The organism is Bradyrhizobium sp. Kon10, assembly GCF_055807395.1.
The window spans coordinates 52936-73026 of sequence record NZ_JBVVOZ010000014.1; the positions used below are offsets into that span (position 1 = coordinate 52936).

The 20091-nt window shown below is 64.9% G+C and carries 21 protein-coding genes and 1 pseudogene; 8 read left to right on the plus strand and 14 right to left on the minus strand.

What is annotated here, in order from left to right; genetic code table 11:
• Positions 1-166: 166 nt before the first annotated feature.
• From nusB to AC0L2O_RS20340, 10 genes are all read right to left on the minus strand, one after another.
• Positions 167-664 (minus strand): transcription antitermination factor NusB, encoded by a 498-nt coding sequence (gene nusB / locus AC0L2O_RS20295; protein ID WP_369723293.1) that lies wholly within the window; start codon positions 662-664, stop codon positions 167-169.
• A 2-nt stretch (positions 665-666) separates the two neighbouring features.
• Positions 667-1158, minus strand: a complete 492-nt coding sequence (ribH, locus tag AC0L2O_RS20300) for a 6,7-dimethyl-8-ribityllumazine synthase (RefSeq protein ID WP_473370948.1) — start codon at positions 1156-1158, stop codon at positions 667-669.
• A 157-nt stretch (positions 1159-1315) separates the two neighbouring features.
• Positions 1316-1924, minus strand: a complete 609-nt coding sequence (locus tag AC0L2O_RS20305) for a riboflavin synthase (RefSeq protein WP_409188385.1) — start codon at positions 1922-1924, stop codon at positions 1316-1318.
• Positions 1925-3073, minus strand: a complete 1149-nt coding sequence (gene ribD / locus AC0L2O_RS20310) for a bifunctional diaminohydroxyphosphoribosylaminopyrimidine deaminase/5-amino-6-(5-phosphoribosylamino)uracil reductase RibD (protein WP_473370949.1) — start codon at positions 3071-3073, stop codon at positions 1925-1927.
• Positions 3070-3552, minus strand: a complete 483-nt coding sequence (gene nrdR / locus AC0L2O_RS20315; RefSeq protein ID WP_045007969.1) for a transcriptional regulator NrdR — start codon at positions 3550-3552, stop codon at positions 3070-3072. Before nrdR ends, ribD begins: the two co-directional genes overlap by 4 nt.
• Positions 3553-3593: 41 nt before the next feature.
• Entirely contained in the window at positions 3594-4892 is a 1299-nt protein-coding gene (gene glyA / locus AC0L2O_RS20320; RefSeq protein ID WP_473370950.1) for a serine hydroxymethyltransferase, read from the minus strand.
• Between the two features lie 259 nt (positions 4893-5151).
• Positions 5152-5373, minus strand: a complete 222-nt coding sequence (locus AC0L2O_RS20325) for a hypothetical protein (protein ID WP_409188384.1) — start codon at positions 5371-5373, stop codon at positions 5152-5154.
• Between the two features lie 37 nt (positions 5374-5410).
• Complete coding sequence (locus AC0L2O_RS20330) at positions 5411-5647, minus strand: hypothetical protein (protein ID WP_369726740.1); 237 nt, start codon at positions 5645-5647, stop codon at positions 5411-5413.
• A 199-nt stretch (positions 5648-5846) separates the two neighbouring features.
• Positions 5847-6365, minus strand: a complete 519-nt coding sequence (gene ldtR / locus AC0L2O_RS20335; RefSeq protein ID WP_007603420.1) for a transcriptional regulator LdtR — start codon at positions 6363-6365, stop codon at positions 5847-5849.
• Between the two features lie 382 nt (positions 6366-6747).
• The gene (locus AC0L2O_RS20340) at positions 6748-7239 is read right to left on the minus strand and encodes a DUF6163 family protein (protein WP_369723287.1); all 492 of its coding nucleotides are present in this window, start codon (positions 7237-7239) and stop codon (positions 6748-6750) included.
• A 123-nt stretch (positions 7240-7362) separates the two neighbouring features.
• Here AC0L2O_RS20340 and hemB point away from each other — a divergent pair, with 123 nt between their 5' ends.
• The 3 genes from hemB to AC0L2O_RS20355 all read left to right on the plus strand — a co-directional run bounded on the left by hemB (position 7363) and on the right by AC0L2O_RS20355 (position 10087).
• Positions 7363-8424 carry a porphobilinogen synthase gene (gene hemB, locus AC0L2O_RS20345; RefSeq protein WP_473370951.1) on the plus strand — a complete coding sequence of 354 codons (1062 nt, stop codon included), beginning with the start codon at positions 7363-7365 and terminating at the stop codon, positions 8422-8424.
• 234 nt (positions 8425-8658) lie between these two features.
• On the plus strand, positions 8659-9192 hold the full coding sequence (locus AC0L2O_RS20350; protein WP_473370952.1) for an RDD family protein: 534 nt from the start codon (positions 8659-8661) through the stop codon (positions 9190-9192).
• A 118-nt stretch (positions 9193-9310) separates the two neighbouring features.
• The gene (locus AC0L2O_RS20355) at positions 9311-10087 is read left to right on the plus strand and encodes an arginyltransferase (RefSeq protein ID WP_369723285.1); all 777 of its coding nucleotides are present in this window, start codon (positions 9311-9313) and stop codon (positions 10085-10087) included.
• Positions 10088-10093: 6 nt separating this feature from the next.
• Here AC0L2O_RS20355 and AC0L2O_RS20360 read toward each other — a convergent pair whose 3' ends face one another.
• On the minus strand, positions 10094-11446 hold the full coding sequence (locus AC0L2O_RS20360; protein ID WP_409188380.1) for an Nramp family divalent metal transporter: 1353 nt from the start codon (positions 11444-11446) through the stop codon (positions 10094-10096).
• Between the two features lie 163 nt (positions 11447-11609).
• Between AC0L2O_RS20360 and AC0L2O_RS20365 the strand changes: the two genes are divergently transcribed.
• Positions 11610-12854: an MFS transporter gene (locus AC0L2O_RS20365; protein WP_473370953.1), complete on the plus strand. Its 1245-nt coding sequence runs from the start codon at positions 11610-11612 to the stop codon at positions 12852-12854.
• 115 nt (positions 12855-12969) lie between these two features.
• Here the strand turns inward: AC0L2O_RS20365 and AC0L2O_RS20370 are convergent.
• Positions 12970-14228: pseudogene (locus tag AC0L2O_RS20370) on the minus strand (adenylate/guanylate cyclase domain-containing protein).
• A 165-nt stretch (positions 14229-14393) separates the two neighbouring features.
• On the opposite strand from AC0L2O_RS20370, the gene AC0L2O_RS20375 reads away from it, so the two are divergent.
• Positions 14394-15551, plus strand: a complete 1158-nt coding sequence (locus AC0L2O_RS20375) for an MFS transporter (protein ID WP_473370954.1) — start codon at positions 14394-14396, stop codon at positions 15549-15551.
• Between the two features lie 31 nt (positions 15552-15582).
• Positions 15583-15774, plus strand: coding sequence for a hypothetical protein (locus tag AC0L2O_RS20380; protein ID WP_473370955.1), 192 nt, complete (start codon positions 15583-15585; stop codon positions 15772-15774).
• 7 nt (positions 15775-15781) lie between these two features.
• Here the strand turns inward: AC0L2O_RS20380 and AC0L2O_RS20385 are convergent, their stop codons facing one another.
• On the minus strand, positions 15782-16618 hold the full coding sequence (locus tag AC0L2O_RS20385) for an N-acyl homoserine lactonase family protein (RefSeq protein ID WP_473370956.1): 837 nt from the start codon (positions 16616-16618) through the stop codon (positions 15782-15784).
• Positions 16619-16705: 87 nt separating this feature from the next.
• Positions 16706-17662, minus strand: a complete 957-nt coding sequence (gene dmeF, locus AC0L2O_RS20390) for a CDF family Co(II)/Ni(II) efflux transporter DmeF (protein WP_473370957.1) — start codon at positions 17660-17662, stop codon at positions 16706-16708.
• 196 nt (positions 17663-17858) lie between these two features.
• Here dmeF and AC0L2O_RS20395 point away from each other — a divergent pair, with 196 nt between their 5' ends.
• Together AC0L2O_RS20395 and chrA are read left to right on the plus strand one after the other, a co-directional pair.
• Positions 17859-18677 (plus strand): chromate resistance protein ChrB domain-containing protein, encoded by an 819-nt coding sequence (locus tag AC0L2O_RS20395; protein ID WP_409188373.1) that lies wholly within the window; start codon positions 17859-17861, stop codon positions 18675-18677.
• Entirely contained in the window at positions 18677-20062 is a 1386-nt protein-coding gene (gene chrA, locus AC0L2O_RS20400; RefSeq protein ID WP_473370958.1) for a chromate efflux transporter, read from the plus strand. The genes AC0L2O_RS20395 and chrA overlap by 1 nt, the downstream gene beginning before the upstream one ends.
• Positions 20063-20091: the final 29 nt, after the last annotated feature.

Consider the following 20091-nt stretch of genomic DNA (forward strand, 5'->3'; position numbering starts at 1 on the left):
CACACACATCGCTGTCGTCGCCCGGCTTGACCGGGCGATCCAGTACGCCGAGCCGCCTCTGCTCAAGCACGACCGCCGCGGAGTACTGGATCACCCGCCTTCGCGGGTGATGACGACGGAATATGGGGCAGCCACGTCGCATCACTTCACCGCCCTGCGTCTCGTCCTACCCCCGCCCGAACTCGTCGCCGCGAAACTGGCGGCCGATCTGGTCGAGCACCGCGTTCACCATGCCGGTCTCCTCGCGATCGACGAACGCGTTGGCGACGTCGACATACTCGGACACGACGACGCGGCCCGGCACGTCCTTGCGGTGTTCCAATTCGTAGGCCCCTGCCCGCAGCACCGCGCGCAGAATCGCCTCGATCCGCTTCAAAGGCCAGCCCCTTGAAAGCGCCTCGTCAATCAGCGGATCGAGCTTCTTCTGGTCGCGCACGACGCCGGAGACGACGTCGCGGAAGAACGCTGCTTCCGCGGGGAGATAAGTGTCGCCCTCGACCTCGTTGCCCAGCCAGTGACTCTCGAACTCCGCAAAAATGTCGTTGATTCCGGCGCCGCCGACATCCATCTGGTACAGCGCCTGCACGGCTGCGAGCCGCGCCGCACCGCGTCGGTTCGCCTTCTTCTCCGTGCCAGCCGGCGGCTTTTTGCTGTTGTCGGCCATGATCAAGCTCGCGCCAGCCGGCGCTTGATGCGCAGCATCGCAATTGCGGCGCGCGCGGCGTCGCCGCCTTTGTTGAGCTCGCTGGCGCGCGCCCGCGCCCAGGCCTGCGCCTCGGTGTTGACGGTCAGGATGCCGTTGCCGAGCGGCAGCTTTCGCGCCACCGCAATATCCATCAGCGCGCGCGAGGATTCCTGCGAGACGATCTCGAAATGGATGGTGTCGCCGCGGATCACGCAGCCGAGCGCGATCGCCGCATCATAGGGCTTGCCGCTGCCCGCCGCGGCGTCGACCGCGATGGCGATCGCCGCGGGAATTTCCAGCGCGCCGGGAACTGTGATGACGTCGTGGGTCAGGCCGGCCGCCTTCAGCTCAGCCACGGCGCCTTCGAGCATCGCGTCCTGGAGATCGTCATAGAACCGCGCCTCGACAATCAGCGCGCGCGCGCCGGAAATGTCGGTCTGGTCCTTCAGGGCTGCGCGCCGCGCGTCTGCCATAGTCAAATCCGTTTCAGAGGGTCGGCGTTATGTAGTCGCCGCGAGGGGCTAAGCCAAGTTTTAAACCGTCATTCCGGGGCGATGCGAAGCATCGAACCCGGAATCTCGAGATTCCGGGTCTGGTCCTGCGGACCATCCCGGAATGACGGCTACGCCGTCACTTCATTTCCGTCAGCCGCGCCGCATAGCGGGCCATCAAATCGACCTCGATGTTGACCTCGGCGCCCGCCTTCCAGCCGCCGATCGTCGTGACCGTCAGCGTGTGCGGGATGATCAGCACCGAGAAGGTCACATCCTTCACCGTATTGACGGTCAGCGACACCCCATCGAGCGTGATCGAGCCCTTGGTGGCGATGAAACGCGCCAGCTCGCGCGTGGTGCCAAGCTCGAACCGCGCCATGTCGGGCAAGTCCTCGCGGCTGACGATGGTCGCGATCCCGTCGGCATGGCCGGCCACGATATGGCCGCCGAGCTCGTCACCGATCTTCAGAGCGCGCTCCAGATTGAGCTTTGAGCCGACCTTCCAGTGCTTCGCCGTCGTCAGTGCCAGCGTCTCGGCCGCAGCATCGACGTCGAACCAGGTTTTGGCGCCGTCAACACCGGAGGCGACCACTGTCAGACAGACGCCGTTGCAGGCAATCGATGCGCCGTCGGCGATGGTCGCACGATCGTAGCGGCAGGCGATGCGAAGGCGGTGCAACTGCCCCTGCGCCACAGCTGTCAGGCTGACGATCTCGCCGATATCGGTGACAATGCCGGTGAACATTTATGCGCGCTCGTAGATGGTGAGAGTATCGCTGTCGAATGTCTCGCTAGCATGAACGCGGAATCCCTGCGACTGCGTGATTTTCGACAGGGGCAATGCATCGAGCGCATCAACCCCATCGGCGCCGACCCCTTCCGCCCCGCGGAACAGCCATATCTGATCGGCAAGCTCGGTGGCGACGAAGGATGCGGCAACACGGCTGCCGCCCTCGACCATCAGCCGCGTGATGCCCTTCTCGGCCAGCGCATGCAGCACAGCCGGAAGATCAAGCCCGGAGGCGCTTGCGGGCGGTATGCGGATGATCTGCGCACCCGCAGCGCCAAGCCGTGTCGCTGCGGCGGCTTCCGCAAGCTCCGAGCCGAGCATCCAGAGCGGCGTCTCGCGCGCGGTGCGCACGAGTTGGCTCGACGCGGGAATGCGCAGGCTCTGGTCGAGCACCACGCGCACCGGCGAACGCGCGGCCATGCCCGGCAGGCGGCAGGTGAGAAGTGGGTCGTCCGCCAGCACCGTGCCGATGCCGACCAAAATGGCGTCGCTCGAGGCGCGTAACAGATGCACGCGGTTGCGCGCGGCGTCGCCGGTGATTGCAACCGGCTTGCCGCCGGCCGCGCCGATCTTGCCGTCGGGCGAGACCGCGAGCTTGAGGATCACCTGCGGGCGCTTGTCGCGGATGCGGCGGAAATGGCCGGCATGGTCGAATGCCGCCTCGTCGGCGCATAGCCCGACATCCACCACGATACCGGCTGCGCGCAAGCGGGCATGGCCCTGACCCGCCACCTCCGGATTGGGATCCTCGATCGCCGCCACCACCCGCTTGATGCCGGCCGCGATCACCGCGTCGGCGCAGGGCGGCGATTTGCCGAAATGCGAGCACGGCTCCAGCGTGACGTAGAGCGTCGAGCCGCGCGCCGCCTCGCCCGCGCGCCTCAGCGCTTCAGGCTCGGCATGCGGCCGACCGCCGGGCTGCGTCCAACCCCGGCCGACGATCACGCCGTCCCTGACGATGACGGCGCCCACGGCCGGATTAGGCCAGGTCCGGCCCTGCCCGCGCCGGCCGAGCGCCAGTGCAAGCTGCATGAAACGGCGATCGGCGTCCTTGGTCTCGCGGGCCTTCTGCGCAAATTGATCTTCCAGGATGCGGAAGATCATTTGCGTACCGTTGCAAGCCGCGCTTCCTCCTCGCCGGAGAGCTCGCCGAGCACGTCGGCGAAATCCTTGGCCTCGCGGAAATTGCGATAGACTGAAGCAAAGCGAACATAGGCGACGTCGTCGAGCGTGCGCAGATGTTCCATCACGGTCTCGCCGATCACCTCCGAGGAGATCTCGGCCTCGCCGCCGGTCTCGAGCTCGCGCACGATAGTGGAGACCATCTTCTCCACGCGCTCCGGTTCGACCGGGCGCTTGCGCAGCGAGATCGACACCGAGCGCATCAGCTTGTCGCGGTCGAACGGCACGCGACGGCCGTTGCGCTTGATCACGGTGAGCTCGCGCAGCTGCACGCGCTCGAAGGTGGTGAAGCGGAAATTGCAGGCGACGCACACGCGCCGCCTGCGGATCACGGACGAGTCCTCGGTCGGACGCGAGTCCTTTACCTGCGTATCGAGACTGTTGCAGTTCGGGCAGCGCATCCGTTTACCTTGACCGGTTTTCTTACCAGTTCACTTGGATCTTACTGATAGATCGGGAAGCGATCGGTGAGCGCCTTGACCCGCTCCTTGATCGCGGCCTCTACCAGCGGCGCCTTGCCGTCGGAGGATTGCGCGATCGCGTTCAGGACCTCGGCGATCATGCCGCCGACCTGCTGGAATTCAGCGACACCGAAGCCGCGGGTGGTCGCAGCCGGCGTGCCGAGCCGAATTCCGGAGGTGACGAACGGCGATTCGGGGTCGAACGGAATGCCGTTCTTGTTGCAGGTGATGGCGGCGCGAACCAGCGCCTTCTCCGAGGCATTGCCCTTCAGGCCTTTCGGCCGGAGGTCGACCAGCATCAGATGATTGTCGGTGCCGCCCGAGACAATATCGAAGCCGTGGCTCTTCAGCGTCTCGGCCAGCGCCTTGGCGTTCTCGACGACGTTCTTCGCATAGACCTTGAAATCCGGCCGCAGCGCTTCGCCGAACGCCACCGCCTTGGCCGCGATCACATGCATCAAGGGCCCGCCCTGGAGGCCGGGGAAGATCGCCGAGTTGAGCTTCTTGGTCAGCGTCTCGTCATTCCAAAGCATCAAGCCGCCGCGCGGACCGCGCAGCGACTTGTGCGTGGTCGTGGTGGTGACGTGGGCGTGCGGGACAGGCGAAGCATGCACGCCGCCCGCGACAAGCCCTGCGAAGTGCGCCATGTCGACCAGCAGGTACGCGCCGACGGAGTCCGCGATCTCGCGAAAACGCTTGAAATCCCAAGTGCGCGAATAGGCCGAGCCGCCGGCGATGATCAGCTTCGGCTTGACCTGCTCGGCCTGCCTGGCCACCGCGTCCATGTCGATGATCTGGTCCTCGCGGCGCACGGTGTAGTGCGCAGCCTTGAACCATTTGCCGCTCATGTTGACGGGCGAGCCATGGGTGAGATGGCCGCCAGCCGCAAGGTCGAGGCCCATGAAGGTGTCGCCGGGCTGGAGCAGTGCCAGAAACACCGCCTGATTCATCTGGCTGCCGGAATTGGCTTGGACGTTGGCAAAGCCAGCGCCGAATAGCTTCTTGGCGCGGTCGATCGCGAGGTTCTCGGCGACGTCGACCCACTCACAACCGCCGTAGTAGCGCGCGCCCGGATAACCCTCGGCATATTTGTTCGTCATCACCGAACCCTGGGCTTCCAGCACGGCACGGCTGACGATGTTCTCGGAGGCGATCAGCTCGACTTCATGGCGCTGCCGGCCGAGCTCGCCCTTGATGGCGGCGGCGATTTCCGGGTCGGCCTGGTCGAGCGGGGCGGTAAAAAACGAATCGGGCGCGGAGGCTGTCTTGGCGAAGGTCATCTTGCGAATATCTCCACCGCCGCAGCCTTTTGGCGGGCTACGGGCGGGTCTGGTGTGGCGATCGGAAGCGGCGAGCGCGATCTACCACATTGCCCGCCCCCGGCCAAGTAGTTGCGGGTCGGGCCGGATATTTATGCAAGATATGGTGGTGGGGACACGGACCATGGGCGAGCTCGCGCGAACCTTCCGGCCTCGCCTCATCCAAAAGGGCCGATCTGGACCTTAACGCCAGGGTCGTCCCATGGTGCCCGTCCGCTCTCTACAGCCCGGTATACCCCGCCTTCACCGGGTCCACGGAGCCGTCCAGCTGACGCAGATAGGTCAGGCCGCACACAGTCAACCTGTGGCTGTCCTTCTCGCCGGCTTCCATCAGAGTGTTAAGGTAGTTTGTCACCTTTTCCCGCGCCTCTGCACTCGCCGCGGACGTCCGATTGGCGAGCAGGTCATAGGTTTGCATGATGCGGTCGATGGTGGCTTCCATGGCACCCTCTGATTTTGGGAGATTTTCGGAGTTTTGATCAGGCAACCGCTCTGGCCTCGGCTTGCGCCTCGAACCTGGCGATGGCCTTGTTGGCCAGCCTGATCCTGTTGAATTCACCGTGCTGGAGCAGCTTGATGATAATCTCGAGCAGCCCCTCATTGGTGACCAGCGTATCGGGGATCGCGCCGGAGCGGCGCAGGTAATTCGCCGCGATGGCGTAGGCATCGCTCACGAGTTCGACGTTCACAGCCTGCAACCCGCGTTCGACCAGCATCACGTCCTCCGATCCGCGGACATAACCGCCAAAAAGGGAACTGGTTCCGATCGGCTGTGAGGTTTTTTTCGCAACTGCAAAAACGGCAAAACGCACCGGTCCGGGCAGTAGCCGGACCGATGCGCTTGGGGAAGTGAGACACTTTTGGAAGGCTCGCCGGTCTTGTTGGGCCGGCTTGGCCCTCGTCGTTCTTGGGAACTCAGAGCCGATACAGGATCTGGTCGGTCCAGAACCGCTCGAGGCGGTGCAGCGACTTGTTCAAGGTCGAGAACTCCTCGCCCGAGATGCCACCGACCTGCTCCACCGTCTTGACGTGCTTCTGGTAGAGCGAGTCGACGATGCGGCGGACTTCCTGGCCCTGCGGGGTCAGGCGAATGCGCACCGAGCGGCGGTCAACGCGCGAGCGCTGATGATCGAGGAAGCCGAGCTCGACGAGCTTCTTCAGATTGTAGGAGACGTTGGAGCCGAGATAGTAACCGCGCGTGCGCAGTTCGCCCGCAGTCAGCTCCTTGTCGCCGATGTTGTAGAGCAGAAGCGCCTGCACCGAATTGATGTCGGCGCGGCCACGACGATCGAACTCGTCCTTGATGACGTCGAGCAGGCGGCGATGCAGCCGCTCCACCAGAGTCAAGGCTTCCAGATAGAGCGTCTGCACCGAGCCCTGCTGGCCGGAGACGCGTTCCGCGGTATCTGCCGCAGTTGCGACGGCTTTCATCATGACACTTCCCCTGTTGTCGTTTTTATCGACACTCATTCGACGAAACTTGTGTCCCGTCTGATAGGTGCAACTTAAGGGGCGCCGTTTGAAGATCGGCTTAAATAAGAGAATAAAGAGATCATGAATTTAAGACAGTGAATTGCGGATTAAGCCTGTGCCACAAGCACTTTTCGCAACCGTCTGTTCACCGTGGCAAGGTCCTGTTCACCCTCCGTCCGACCATTGTGTCGCATTCCAGAACAGCCCCGCCCCGTTTCGAAACGTGCCCGTAACAGCTGTGGCGGATAGCGCCAGGTCAACGAAAACTTGCCTCGAATTTGAAGCAACGAGTGATCAACCAAGCTCGCGTGAAACCGCGTCGCGTCCCGAAGCTGAACAGCAACTATGGCGGCCGTTCGCGCGCCGCCATCCAGGCGAGCGCCAGATAAGCGGCGAGCATGATGGCCTCGACCGCGACGACGACCAGGCTGCCGCCGTAGATGCCGGGGAACATCAGTTCGATCACCGCCATCGACACCACGGTGGTCAGCCACACCACCGCGCCCCAGGGCGTGGCCAGCCACAGGCCGACGGCGGCGACGAGCTCGATCACGGCGAAGTAGATCGTCGAGGCTTGCCACGCCATCGACTGGTTCTCGAACGCCTCGTCCTCACCGCCGACGAAGCCCGTCACCTGCGCCCAGTGATAGAGGCCCTTGAGGATCGAGAGCAGCGCCATCACCCGCAAGAACAGCACGAGCCGGCGCGTCCAGACATTGTCGTCGGACTCCGGGCGCTCCGACGAGATCGCCGCCACGGACATTGCATTGTCGCGGGCAGTATCCCTGGCATTGGCGCTGTCGCGCGCCGCGTCGCGGCTGGAAATATCGGACATGCCCCCTTCTGGCTGTTTCGCCCCGCAAAATCAATCGGCCGCTATCCCTTGCGGCAGGTCAAGCCGCGGTGACGGGAAGGATGCGAACTGGTATAAGAATAATTCCAGCCGGAGGAAGAGTTGATGGCGATCAAATACGGACGTCCGATCGAATTGCGCGAGGTTTCGCGCGGGGGCGGCGCGGGAGCCTCCCCTGCCCTCGATCTGACCATCCGCCCGCGCCGCAACCGCAAGGCCGAATGGGCCCGGCGCATGGTGCGCGAGAACGTGCTCACCACCGACGATTTGATCTGGCCGCTGTTCCTGATCGACGGCCATAACAAGCGCGAACAGATCGCCTCGATGCCGGGCGTCGACAGGCTGAGCGTCGACCAGGCCGTGCGCGACGCCGAGCGTGCGATGAAGCTGACCATTCCCTGCATCGCGCTGTTTCCCTACACCGACCCGTCCCTGCGCGACGAGGAAGGCTCGGAGGCCACCAACCCGGACAATCTGGTCTGCAAGACCGTGCGCGCGATCAAGAAGGAATTTCCCGATCTCGGTATCCTCTGCGACGTCGCGCTCGATCCCTTCACCAGCCATGGCCATGACGGCCTGATTGCCGACGGCAGGATCTTGAACGACGAGACGGTCGCCGTGCTGGTGCGCCAGGCCCTGGTGCAGGCCGAAGCCGGCTGCGACATCATCGCACCGTCGGACATGATGGACGGCCGTGTTGCAGCGATCCGCGAGGGGCTGGATCGAGCGGGCCTGCTCGACGTGCAGATCATGGCTTACGCTGCCAAATACGCCTCCGCCTTCTACGGCCCGTTCCGCGACGCCATCGGCTCGGCCAAGACGCTGACCGGCGACAAGCGCACCTACCAGATGGACAGCGCCAACACCGACGAGGCGTTACGCGAAGTCGAGCTCGACATTTCCGAGGGCGCCGACATGGTGATGGTGAAGCCCGGCATGCCCTATCTCGACGTGCTGCGACGCGTAAAGGACACGTTTGCGATGCCGACCTTCGCTTACCAGGTCTCCGGCGAATACGCGATGATCGCGGCTGCGGCCAACAACGGCTGGCTCGACGGCGAACGCGCGATGATGGAAAGCCTGCTCGCGTTCAAGCGCGCCGGCGCCGACGGCGTGCTCAGTTATTTCGCGGCCCAGGCTGCCGAGAAGCTGCGGGCGCAGGGGTAAGCAGGCCGTCGTACCGGCGAAGGACAAACTACCAGTCTTCGTCAAACCAATTCCTGTGGTTATGGATCCCGGCTTTCGCCGGGACGACACCGAGTGTGAGGTAGTAGCGGTAGCTCCCAGCAGGCCGCCCCCGAATCGCCGGAATATTTCGGCTTGTTAGTCCCGGCGCGCCCTTGGCACGCGGATCGCCTGCTCCCATGTCCTGCTACGGGAGTTTTCCCCGGGAGAACGGACATGTCGTATTCGGATTCGGGCAATGCCTGGCGCAATGACGGCGGGGCGCATGCCTACGACCCTTATCTGAACCCGGAACTGTTCCGCGGCGTGGCGACTCGGCGGGTGTTTGCCTTCCTGATCGACATGGTCGTGATCTCCGTCCCTGTCATCCTCGGCTATCTCTTCATCGCCGTGTTCGGCGTGGTCACGCTCGGCATCGGCTGGGCCCTGTTCTGGCTGGCATGGCCGGCATCCGTGGTCTGGGCGATCGTCTATTACGGCGCCTGCATCGGTGGTCCCCGCTCGGCGACGATCGGTATGCGGGTGATGGACCTGGAGTTGCGCACCTGGTACGGCGCATCCGGCTATTTCGTGCTCGGCGCCACCCACGCCGTGCTGTTCTGGGTGACGGTGTCGTTCCTGTCCCCCTTTGTGGTCCTGGTCGGCCTGTTCAACGGCCGTCGGCGCCTGCTGCACGATTTCGTGCTGGGAACGGTCCTCATCAACAATTCCGTCCGTGCACCCGTGCCTCAGGCCACCAGAACCTACTGATCATAACCTATCAACCAGGACCGAATAAGTTGTCTGAGCTGATCTGCCGAGCAGACCGATTGACCAGGGGCCTTCGTAGCGCGATGCTGATACTCACTTCGGAGGCCCACGACGTCCCGTGACCCAGCACTCGCGCGACACCCCGCAATTTTACCTCACGGCGCCGTCCCCCTGCCCGTATCTGCCGGGACGACACGAGCGCAAGGTGTTTACGCACCTGGTGGGTGAGCGTGCCGGTGACCTGAACGACCTGCTGACCCATGGCGGCTTCCGCCGCAGCCAGTCCATCGCCTACCGTCCGGCCTGCGACCAGTGCCGCGCCTGCGTCTCCGTCCGGGTGATCGCGAACGAGTTCCGCCCGTCCCGCAACTTCCGCAAGGTGATCGCCCGCAATTCCGACATCATCGGTGAGCAGCGCAGCGCGGTGCCCACCTCCGAGCAATATTCGGTGTTCCGCGCCTATCTCGATTCCCGCCACCGCCATGGCGGCATGGCCGACATGACCGTGCTCGACTACGCCATGATGGTCGAGGACAGCCACGTCGAGACCCGTATCATCGAGTACCGCAAGCGCGGCCCCGATAGCGGCATCACCGGCCGGGGCGAGGAGCTGATCGCGGTGGCGCTCACCGACGTGCTCAGCGACGGCCTGTCGATGGTCTATTCGTTCTTCGAGCCGGGCCAGGTCAGCCGCTCGATGGGCACCTTCATGATCCTCGACCACATCGCCCGCGCCCGCCGGCAAGGGCTGCCTTATGTGTATCTCGGCTACTGGATCGAGGGCTCCAAGAAGATGGACTACAAGGCTCGCTTCCTGCCGCAGCAGCGCCTCGCGCCCTCAGGCTGGCTGCGCATCGACGCGCAGGGCGACGCGGCGTCCGAGCCGCAGGACTAGCCGCCCTCACCCGAACAGCATATCGGCCAGCAGCTTCACGTTCAAAACGACGATCACGCCCGCCACGATCCACGCGATCGCGGCGACCCATTTGGCAATCGCGAACTTCCCCATCTTGCGGCGGTCCGAGACGAACCGCACCAGCGGGATGACCGCGAACGGTAGCTGCATCGACAGCACGACTTGGCTGAACACCAGCAGGTCGGCGGTGCCGCGCTCGCCATAGATCGCGGTGACGGCGATCACCGGAACGATGGCGATACCCCGCGTCAAGAGGCGGCGCGCCCAGCTCGGCAGGCGCAGGTCGAGAAAACCCTCCATCACGATCTGGCCGGCGAGCGTCGCCGTCACCGTCGAATTGAGGCCCGAGGCGAGCAGCGCAATTGCAAACAGCGTCGAGGCGATGCCAAGACCCAGCAGGGGCGAGAGCAGCTCGAACGCCTGGCCGATCTCGGCGACATCCGAATGGCCGCTTCCGTGGAACGTCGCAGCGGCCACGACGAGGATCGCGGCATTGACGAACAGCGCCAGCATCAGCGCGATGGTCGAGTCCGTCGTCGCCCATTTGATCGCTTCGCGACGGCCCGTATCGTTGCGTTCATAGGCGCGCGTCTGCACGATCGACGAATGCAGGTAGAGATTATGCGGCATCACGGTCGCGCCGATGATGCCGATGGCGATGTAGAGCATGTCCGGATTGGTGAAGATCTCGGTCTTCGGCATAAAGCCGTGCAGGACGTCCGCGACCGGCGGCGCCGCGGCCACGATCTGGGCCGCAAAGCAGACCGCGATCACCGCAAGCAGCGCCATCACGAAGGCTTCGAGCAAACGGAAGCCGCGGTTCATCAGGAGCAGCAGCAGGAAGGCATCCAGTGCAGCCAGCAACGCGCCGCCAAGCAGAGGAATGCCGAACAACAGCTTCAGCGCGATCGCGGTGCCGATGACCTCGGCGAGATCGCAGGCGATGATAGCCGCCTCGCAAGCGAGCCACAGCATGAAGTTGGTTGCAGGCGAATAGGTCGCGCGGCAGGCTTGCGCGAGGTCGCGATCGGTGGCGATCCCGAGCCGTGCCGCCAGCGCCTGCAACAGGATCGCCATCAGGTTCGAGAGCAAGATGACCGAGAGCAGCGTGTAACCGAATTTCGATCCGCCAGCGAGATCCGTCGCCCAGTTGCCGGGGTCCATGTAGCCGACCGACACCATGTAACCCGGACCAACGAAAGCGAGCAGTCGCCGCCACCAGCGGCCGGACGCCGGGAGGGCAACCGAGGCATTCACCTCGGCGAGGCTCTTGATGGTCGGCGCGTCAGCGCGCCAGCCGGGGGCTTCCGGGATCAGATCGGGAGATCGGGCATCCATGAGGCGAGAATACCGAAGCTGGACCTTATTGCAACTCATTTGCAACTGCATCTGGCTGCGTTAGTTCCCGCCGCGGTCCGATCCCCGGCTGTCGGGAAGCGGGTGGGTTTGACGGTCCCCCGAGGCGGATACTGGCGCCAACCGATTTCGCAGGAAATGCGCCATGTCAAAAACGCCCCGCCTCCCCGACACGTTCAACCGCCTCGCCTGGTCCAACCTTGCGGCACAATCCGCCGAGCAGGTCGCGCTGGCCGCAGCCCCGATCGTCGCCGTGCTGACGCTCGGCGTGGCCGAAGGCCGGACTGGTCTGCTGCAGACCGCGCTCACGTTGCCCTTCGTGCTGTTCGCCATTCCGGCCGGCCTGCTCGCCGACCGCATCTCGCGCCGCTCGCTAATGGCGAGCGCCGAGGCGCTGCGGGCGGTTGCGCTAGCCACTATCGTCCTTCTGCTCGCCCTCGGCGCGCTCAACCTGCCCCTCCTGGCGTTGCTCGGCTTCGCCGCTGTGTGCGGCACGGTCGTCTACAGCGTGGCCGCGCCGGCCCTGGTGCCGTCGCTGGTGAGTTCGGACCTGTTGCCGGCCGCCAATGCCCGCATCGAGCTCGCGCGCACCGTCGCGTTCGCGAGTGGTCCCGCGCTCGGTGGTGCGCTGGTCGGCTGGTGGGGCGCGAGCCCTGCGTTCGGCTTTGCCGCGGCGCTTTCGGCCATCGCCGTCGTACTGCTCTCCGGAATCTACGAGCCGGCGCGCGCGCCGACGCCGCGGCGCCGTCCGTTCCAAGACATCCGGGAAGGCGCGGGATTCGTGTTCCACCACCCGCTGCTGCGACCAGTGTTCATCACTCAGTTCATCTTCAACACCGGCTGGTTTCTGCAGATCGCGGTGTTCGTGCCTTACGCCGTGCGTCATCTCGGCCTGAGCGCCGCCGGTGTCGGAACGGTGCTGACCATGTACGGCGTCGGCATGGTGATCGGCGCGCTGCTCGCAACCCGCGTGATGAAGCGCATCGCCTTCGGCACCGTTGTCGGCCTCGGCCCCGTCACCGGCTTCGTCGCCGCCGTGGTGATGGCGCTGACGGTGCCGGTCCCCTCGCCCTGGCTCGCCGGCCTCAGCTTCTTCCTGCTCGGCGTCGGGCCCATCCTGTGGGTGATCTCGACCACGACGCTGCGCCAGTCGGTGACGCCGCCGCGCCTGTTGGGGCGCGTCTCGGCCATCAACATCATGAGCTACGGCGCCCGTCCGCTCGGCTCGGCACTAGGCGCGATCGTCGGCGGGTTTTACGGCGCGGAAGCGTGTCTCTATCTCGCAGCCGCTGTATTCGGCGTGCAGGCGCTGGTGATCTGGCTCTCGCCTGCGGTCGCGTTGGATCGGCAGCCGGACATGGTGGAGGACGGCGCGGCGGTGCGGTGTTAGCCGCACCCTCATTTGCGAGCGAAGCGAAGCAGTCCAGAATCCGTCCACGGAGACAGTCTGCATTGCATCGTCGCAAGAGCTCCTTGCAGTGACGGAGTATGCTGAGGTAGTTGGACTAGTTCGACAGATACCGCTCGTAACTCCCCGTCACCGGCCCGCTCACGTCGATCTCCGGATCGAGCGTGTAGAGATCCTGCGCGCGGCCGATGCCACGCAGGGCGTAGCGACCGGTGGAGACGAGATAGCGTCGGCCGGCGGTGTCGAGGCCCTTGTAGAACTCGGCCGACGCCAGCACTTCGCGATCGACCGAGCGGCTCATCGAGGCGATCCGGCTGACCTCGTTCACGGTCGGGCCAACCACCGTGAAGTCCAGCCGGTCCTCGCTGCCGATATTGCCGTAAAGGACCTCGCCGACATGCAAGCCGATATAGGCCGACGTGGTGGGACGGCCATCCGCTTCCCGGCGCGCATTCAGCGCTGCGACGTTCTTGCGGAACAGGTGCTCGGCCCGTAGCCCGGCGCGCCGCGCATGCGCCATATCCTCACCGGTGAACATCGCGAGCACGCCGTCGCCGATCAGTTTCAGCACGTCGCCGCCGGCATCGTGGATCGCATCGATCACGGCTTGCGCATAATCGTTCAGGAACGGGATAATCTCGTCGGGGCCGATGCTCTCGCTGATCCCGGTCGAGCCGCGCAGATCCGAATACCAGAGCACGGCATTGATGCGCTCGGTGACGCCGCGCGAGATACGTCCGCGCAAGACCTGCTCTGACGCATCGCGGCCGAGATAGACGCGGCCGAGCGTGCGCACGATGTCGACCTGCTGCGCCGATTTGATCGCGAGTCCCAGCACCTGCACCACATCGCGCAGCGCGGCGAGCTCGGCTTCGGTAAAGCCAACCTCGCGTCGCGTCGTCCAGTAGGAGTAGAGGCAGTCCATCTGCCCGAGCGCTCCGGTCTCCCCGAAGCGGTGTACAAAAGCCAGAAAATGGCGGTGACCCGTTTCGGCGAGGTCGCCGATTTGCGAGAAATCGAGCGAGGGCGCGTCGGCGAGGTCGATCACCATCTCGTCGTGACCATGCTCCAGCAAATGATAGAACACCGATCGGCGCCAATTCTTCGCTGCGTCGCCCTCGGCCGTCGAGCCGTATTCGACGACGTCGCTCTCGTTGCTCGGAGTATCGCTCCAGCGGAACGCGCGACCCTCATAGATCGGGTGCAGCGTATCGATGACGACCAGCCCACGCGAGAGTTCCAGCCCCTCGGCGCGGCAGCGCTCGCAGAAGCCACGCAGCAGTTCGGGTTCGGGCAGGCCGGTGAGCCCCTGGCGGCCAACCAGTTCATCAGCGCAAGGCGCGAGGTCAATTGCATACGCCATTATGGCGTGCATTCGTGACGAGCGAAAGGTCGCGCGCCGACGTCGCACAACCAAGGCTCCCGCCCACAGCAGGGTGAGTATGCCGCGGATGCTGTTGACGCGCCCTCGCCATCGCTGCAAACGGAACCGATGAGATCACCGACCAGAAGCACAGGGATATGAGCCAGCGCCAGCTTCCGATCATCGTGACGCTCGGCACCACGCAGACACTGGCCTGGGCCTCGAGCTACTATTTGCCCGCACTGATCGCGGATCCCATGGCGCGCGATCTCGGCGTCTCCTCGAACTGGATCTTTGGCGCGTTTTCGGCCTCGCTGGTGATCTCCGCGCTGCTCGGCCCGCGGATCGGACGGCAGATCGACCTCGTCGGCGGACGGCAGGTGCTGTCCGCCTCGAACCTGATGATTGCCGCCGGCCTCGCGCTGCTCGGCCTCTCGCAATCGGTCACGGTGATGGTGATCGCCTGGCTCGTGCTCGGCCTCGGCATGGCGACAGGGCTTTACGATGCCGCCTTCGCCGCGCTCGGCCGCATCTATGGCACCGAGGCGCGCAGGCCCATCACCGGCATCACGCTGATGGCGGGCTTTGCCTCGACGGTCGGCTGGCCGCTCACGGCCTGGGGGCTCGCCCATATCGGCTGGCGCGAGACCTGTTTCGCCTGGGCGGCCGCCAACATCCTGATCGGCCTCCCCCTCAACTTCTTCATGCTGCCGCCGGTCAAGGGCGCAAGGCAGACCGCGGCGACCGCGGAAAAGCCGCACGTACCGCTCGATCGCACCATGATCCTGCTCGCCTTCGTCTTCGCCGCGGTCTGGACCGTCACCGGCGCGATGGCCGCGCATTTTCCGCGTATTCTGGAGACGACGGGCGCGACGCCGGTCGAAGCGATCGCGGCCGGCGCGCTGATCGGGCCCGCGCAAGTCGGCGCCCGCCTGCTCGAAGCCGGCTTCCTGAGCCGCTTTCATCCGCTGTGGTCAACGCGGCTCGCCTGCCTGACGCATCCGATCGGCGCGGTGGTCGTGGCGATCTTCGGCGGCGCGGCGGCGAGCGCGTTCGCGCTGTTCCACGGCTCGGGCAACGGCATTCTCACCATCGCACGCGGCACGCTGCCGCTGTCGATCTTCGGCCCAAAGGATTTCGGCTACCGGCTCGGAATCATCGGCGCGCCGGCGCGGATGGCGCAGGCGATGGCGCCGCTGGCTTTCGGGCTGCTCATCGACGTCATGGGAGCCAAGGTGCTGATGGTCTCATCCGCGCTCAGCCTCTCGGCGCTGACCGCTCTGTTCATGATCCGCGCCGAGCCGCGGCCGGATTGACCGCACTGCTGCTTTCGCGCACAAGCGCACCATGACCGAAGACAACCGTCCGCCTCGCACGTTCAAAGGCCTGCTGCGCTGGGCGACGACGCCACCGCAGGCCTGGGGCGTCTATTTCCTCGCCATCATCCTGGTCTGGCTCGTCTCCTTCTACGCCGGCACGCTGAAACCAAAGAAGACGCCGGACGCGAGCTCGCCGGCGGTCACCGCGCCGAAAGGCTAATCGCGCGTCAGTCGTAAAACTCCGGCGACATCTTCTGGGTGTCGCGCTGCGCCTTGTCGTGGTTAATCCAGAGCTGCGCCTTCTCCTTGTCGAGCGTGTCGGCGATCTTCTGCATCGAGGCGAGCGTCTGGTCCTTGCTGACGTTCATGCCCGGCACCACGCGGTTATCCCAGTTGCTCTTGAAATGGACGGCATCACCTGACAGGACCACAGCGCCGGTCTTTGGCAATTTCACCAGCAACGATTGGTGTCCAGGCGTGTGTCCGGGCGTCGACAGGATGGTCAGGCTGCCATCGCCGAACACGTCCTGGTCGCCCGACAACAGCTCGACGGGATGCGAGGGCTTGAAGCGCGGCTCGTTGTTGGCCCCGGGCCAGTCATATTCGACCTTCTGCACGTAGAGTATGGCCTGCGGAAACATCTCGACATTCCCGGTATGGTCCGGATGGGTGTGCGAGACGCCCATCCACTTGATGTCGCCGGGCTTGACGCCGAGCTGGTCGAGCTGGACCGCGAGCGTCTTCGGCCTGCGCCAGACCGTCGCCTTGGGATCCGAGGGAACAAGGCCATTGGGCATCGACGCAACCGCGTCCGGAACCCCAGTGTCCCATAGGAACCAGCCTTTGCTGTGCCTGATCAGATAGCAGGTGTCGACGAACGCCATGGGCTTGCCCTCGTTCATGCCCGGTGTCCAGCGCGACACGTCACTCGTGATACCTTCCCCGCAATTGAGGATGTAGAGCTTTTCGACGCCCGGCTTTTCCTGTGCCGCGACCGTATGGCTGGACAGCGCGAGCGCGGTGACGGTGAGAGCGAATGCGATCTTCGCGATCCTGGGCATCATCCTTGGTCTCTCCTTGCAGCGGTTGGGCATGCTGCGACCGGGGATCAACCCCGGCCTCTCTCCAGAATTCCGGTTCCGCCGATCACATCAATGCGGGCAGGTTTCGACCTCGACGGTGACGTGGCTGAGCCTCTTCAACCCGGCAAGGCGCTTCTTGTAGACGGCCGGTTGCTTCGGCTTGTCCGACACCACCGAGACCAGCACGGCGCAATGACCGGGGCCGACCTGCCAGAGATGCAGATCGGTGACACGGTCGTCGCCAACCTCCATGCGGGCGCGGATCACCCGCTCCAGCTTCTCGTCGGCGCGCACGTCGAGCAGCACCGCACCCGAGCTCTTGACGAGCCCGAACGCCCAGCTCGCGATCACCGCGCTGCCGATCAGGCCGACGGCCGGATCGGCCCAGACCCATCCCGAATACATCGCAACCGCAAGCGCGCCGATCGCCAGCACAGAGGTTGCCGCATCCGCCATGACATGCACGTAAGCCGCGCGAAGATTGTTGTCGTGATGATGGTGATGATCATGGTCGTGATCATGATGCGCATGACCGTGGCCGTGATCATGTCCGTGGTGATGGTGATCATGGCTGCCGCGCAACAGCCACGCGCTAGCGAGATTGACGCACAGCCCAAGGGCTGCGACCGCTATCGCTTCGCCGTAGACGATCGGCACCGGCGTGAACAGCCGCAGCACGCTCTCGTAAGCGATCTCGACCGCGATCAAGCCGAGAATGATCGCGCTGGAGAAGGCGGCGAGATCGCCGAACTTGCCGGTGCCGAAGGTGAAATGCGCGTTGCCCAGGTGCCGCCGTGCGAAGCGGTAGGCGAACGCGGCAATGCCGAGCGCCGCCGCATGGGTGCCCATGTGCCAGCCGTCGGCGAGCAGCGCCATCGAGCCGAACAGCGAGCCGCCGACGATCTCGGCGACCATCATGACCAGCGTCAGGACGACGACCAGCCAGGTGCGCCGCTCGTTCTCGTCATGCTTCTCGCCCAGGAAGGCGTGCTCATGGGTCCATTGATCGATGGAATGGGAATGCATCGAAAATTCTCCGAGAAGGTCCGGCGTGTCGACCGCAATATAGACCTGCAGGTGTTCCGGGGCAAAATCGGCGAAACGAGCCGATTGACAGGCCGGTGGTGTTTCGGTGTAATGAAGCCCATGGGGATTTGAGCGATCTCCCCACGAGGCGACATGCCCAAGTATCGCGTCCCGTTTGATTTTACGAGGGCGCATCATGTCTTCCTACACGACGATATCATCTGACAAACTGGCACGGCTGATTGGCACGGCGAACGCCCCTGCCCTGATCGACGTGCGCACGGACGAGGATTTTGCCGCCGACCGGCGGTTGATCCCGGGCTCCATCAAGCTCAGCCACGAGAAAGTCTCGGACTGGGGCGCCGACTTCGCCGGCCGCTCCGCGATCGTCTCGTGCTTCCGCGGCGAAAAGCTTGCGCAGGGCACCGCGGCCTGGCTCAGGCAACTCGGCGTCCGGGCCGAGACGCTAGAAGGCGGCTTCGAGGGCTGGAAAGCCGCAAAGCTGCCGCTCGTCGACACCCGCAAGCTGCCGCCGCGCGACGCCAAGGGACGCACCGTCTGGGTGACGCGGGCGCGGCCAAAAGTCGACCGCATCGCCTGCCCCTGGCTGATCCGGCGTTTCGTCGATCCCAATGCGGTATTCCTGTTCGTGGCACCTTCCGAAGTGGTCGCCGTCGGCGAACGCTTCAACGCCGCGCCCTTTGATATCGAGAACGTGTTCTGGAGCCACCGTGGCGAACTCTGCACGTTCGACGTGATGATCGAGGAGTTCGGGATCGCCGCGCCGCCGCTGCTCCGGCTCGCCACGCTGGTGCGCGGCGCCGACACCGCGCGGCCCGATCTCGCGCCGGAGGCTCCCGGCCTGCTCGCCGCTTCGCTCGGGCTGTCACGGATGTATGACGACGATCTCGAACAGCTCGAGGCGGGCATGCTGCTCTACGACGCCTTCTACCGCTGGTGCCGTGACGCCACCGGCGAGACCCACAACTGGCCGACCAACAAGGCGAAGCCGTAATGGATACTCGCGCGGTCCAGGCAGAAGCTGATGCCGGTCACGGCATCAGCTTCGCTGAAGCGTTTCGCGTCTGGCTCCGGGTCGCCTGTCTGAGTTTCGGCGGGCCCGCGGGCCAGATCGCGGTGATGCACCGCATCCTGGTCGAGGAGAAGAACTGGATCTCCGAAGGCCGCTTCCTGCATGCGCTGAACTACTGCATGCTGCTGCCGGGTCCGGAAGCACAGCAGCTCGCCACCTATATCGGCTGGCTGATGCATCGCACCGCCGGCGGGCTGATGGCCGGTGGGCTATTCATCCTGCCCGGCATCATCGCCATCATGGGCCTGAGCTACGTCTACGCCGCCTTCGGCAATGTCAGCTTCGTCGAGGCGTTGTTTTTCGGGCTCAAGGCCGCGGTCCTCGCCATCGTGATCGAGGCCGTGGTGCGGGTCGGCAAGCGCGCGCTGAAGAACCGCATCATGATTGCGCTGGCCGCGATCGCCTTCGTCGCGATCTTCTTCTTCGCTGTTCCCTTCCCGATCATCATCATCGCCGCCGGCGTGATCGGCTATATCGGCGCAAGAAGCGGCCGCCCGGAATTCGCGCCGGCCGGTCACGGCCATGGCGGCGGCGCCGCCTTGATCGACAGCATGCTCGGCGAAGCCGTGCCCGATCACGTCCGCCCCGACACCGCCCGCACCATCCGCGTCGGCGCGCTCTGGCTGGCGCTCTGGCTCATTCCGGTGATCGCGCTGCTTCTGGCCCTCGGACAGGCCAACGTGTTCAGCCAGATCGCGCTGTTCTTCTCGAAAATGGCGCTGGTCACGTTCGGCGGCGCCTACGCGGTGCTGGCCTACGTCGCCCAGCAGGCGGTCGAGCATTATCACTGGCTCAAGCCGCACGAGATGCTCGACGGCCTCGGCATGGCCGAGACCACGCCCGGTCCGCTGATCATGGTGCTACAGTTCGTGGGATTCATGGCGGCCTACCGCGACGCCAGCGGCTTGTCGCCGATGCTGGCCGCCACGCTCGGCGGGCTGCTCGCGACCTGGGTCACGTTCACGCCCTGCTTTCTCTGGATTTTCGCCGGCGCCCCCTACATCGAGCGGCTGCGCGGCAACACCGGCCTTGCCGGCGCGCTCAGCGCAATCACGGCTGCGGTCGTCGGGGTGATCCTCAACCTCTCGATCTGGTTCGCGCTGCACACGCTGTTCCGCGAGACCGTGCCGGTCCAGGCCTTCCCGTTCGCCTTCGACCGGCCGGTGCTGACCAGCGTCGATATTCCAGCGCTCGTGCTCTCGATCGCAGCCGCGACCGCGATCTTCCGTTTCAAGCTCGGCATGCTGACCGTGCTCGCCGGCAGCTGTGCGGCAGGCGTGGCGCTGCGACTGGCGGGGCTGATTTAGCAAGGCTTCGGGCGATCGGAACAAAGCCA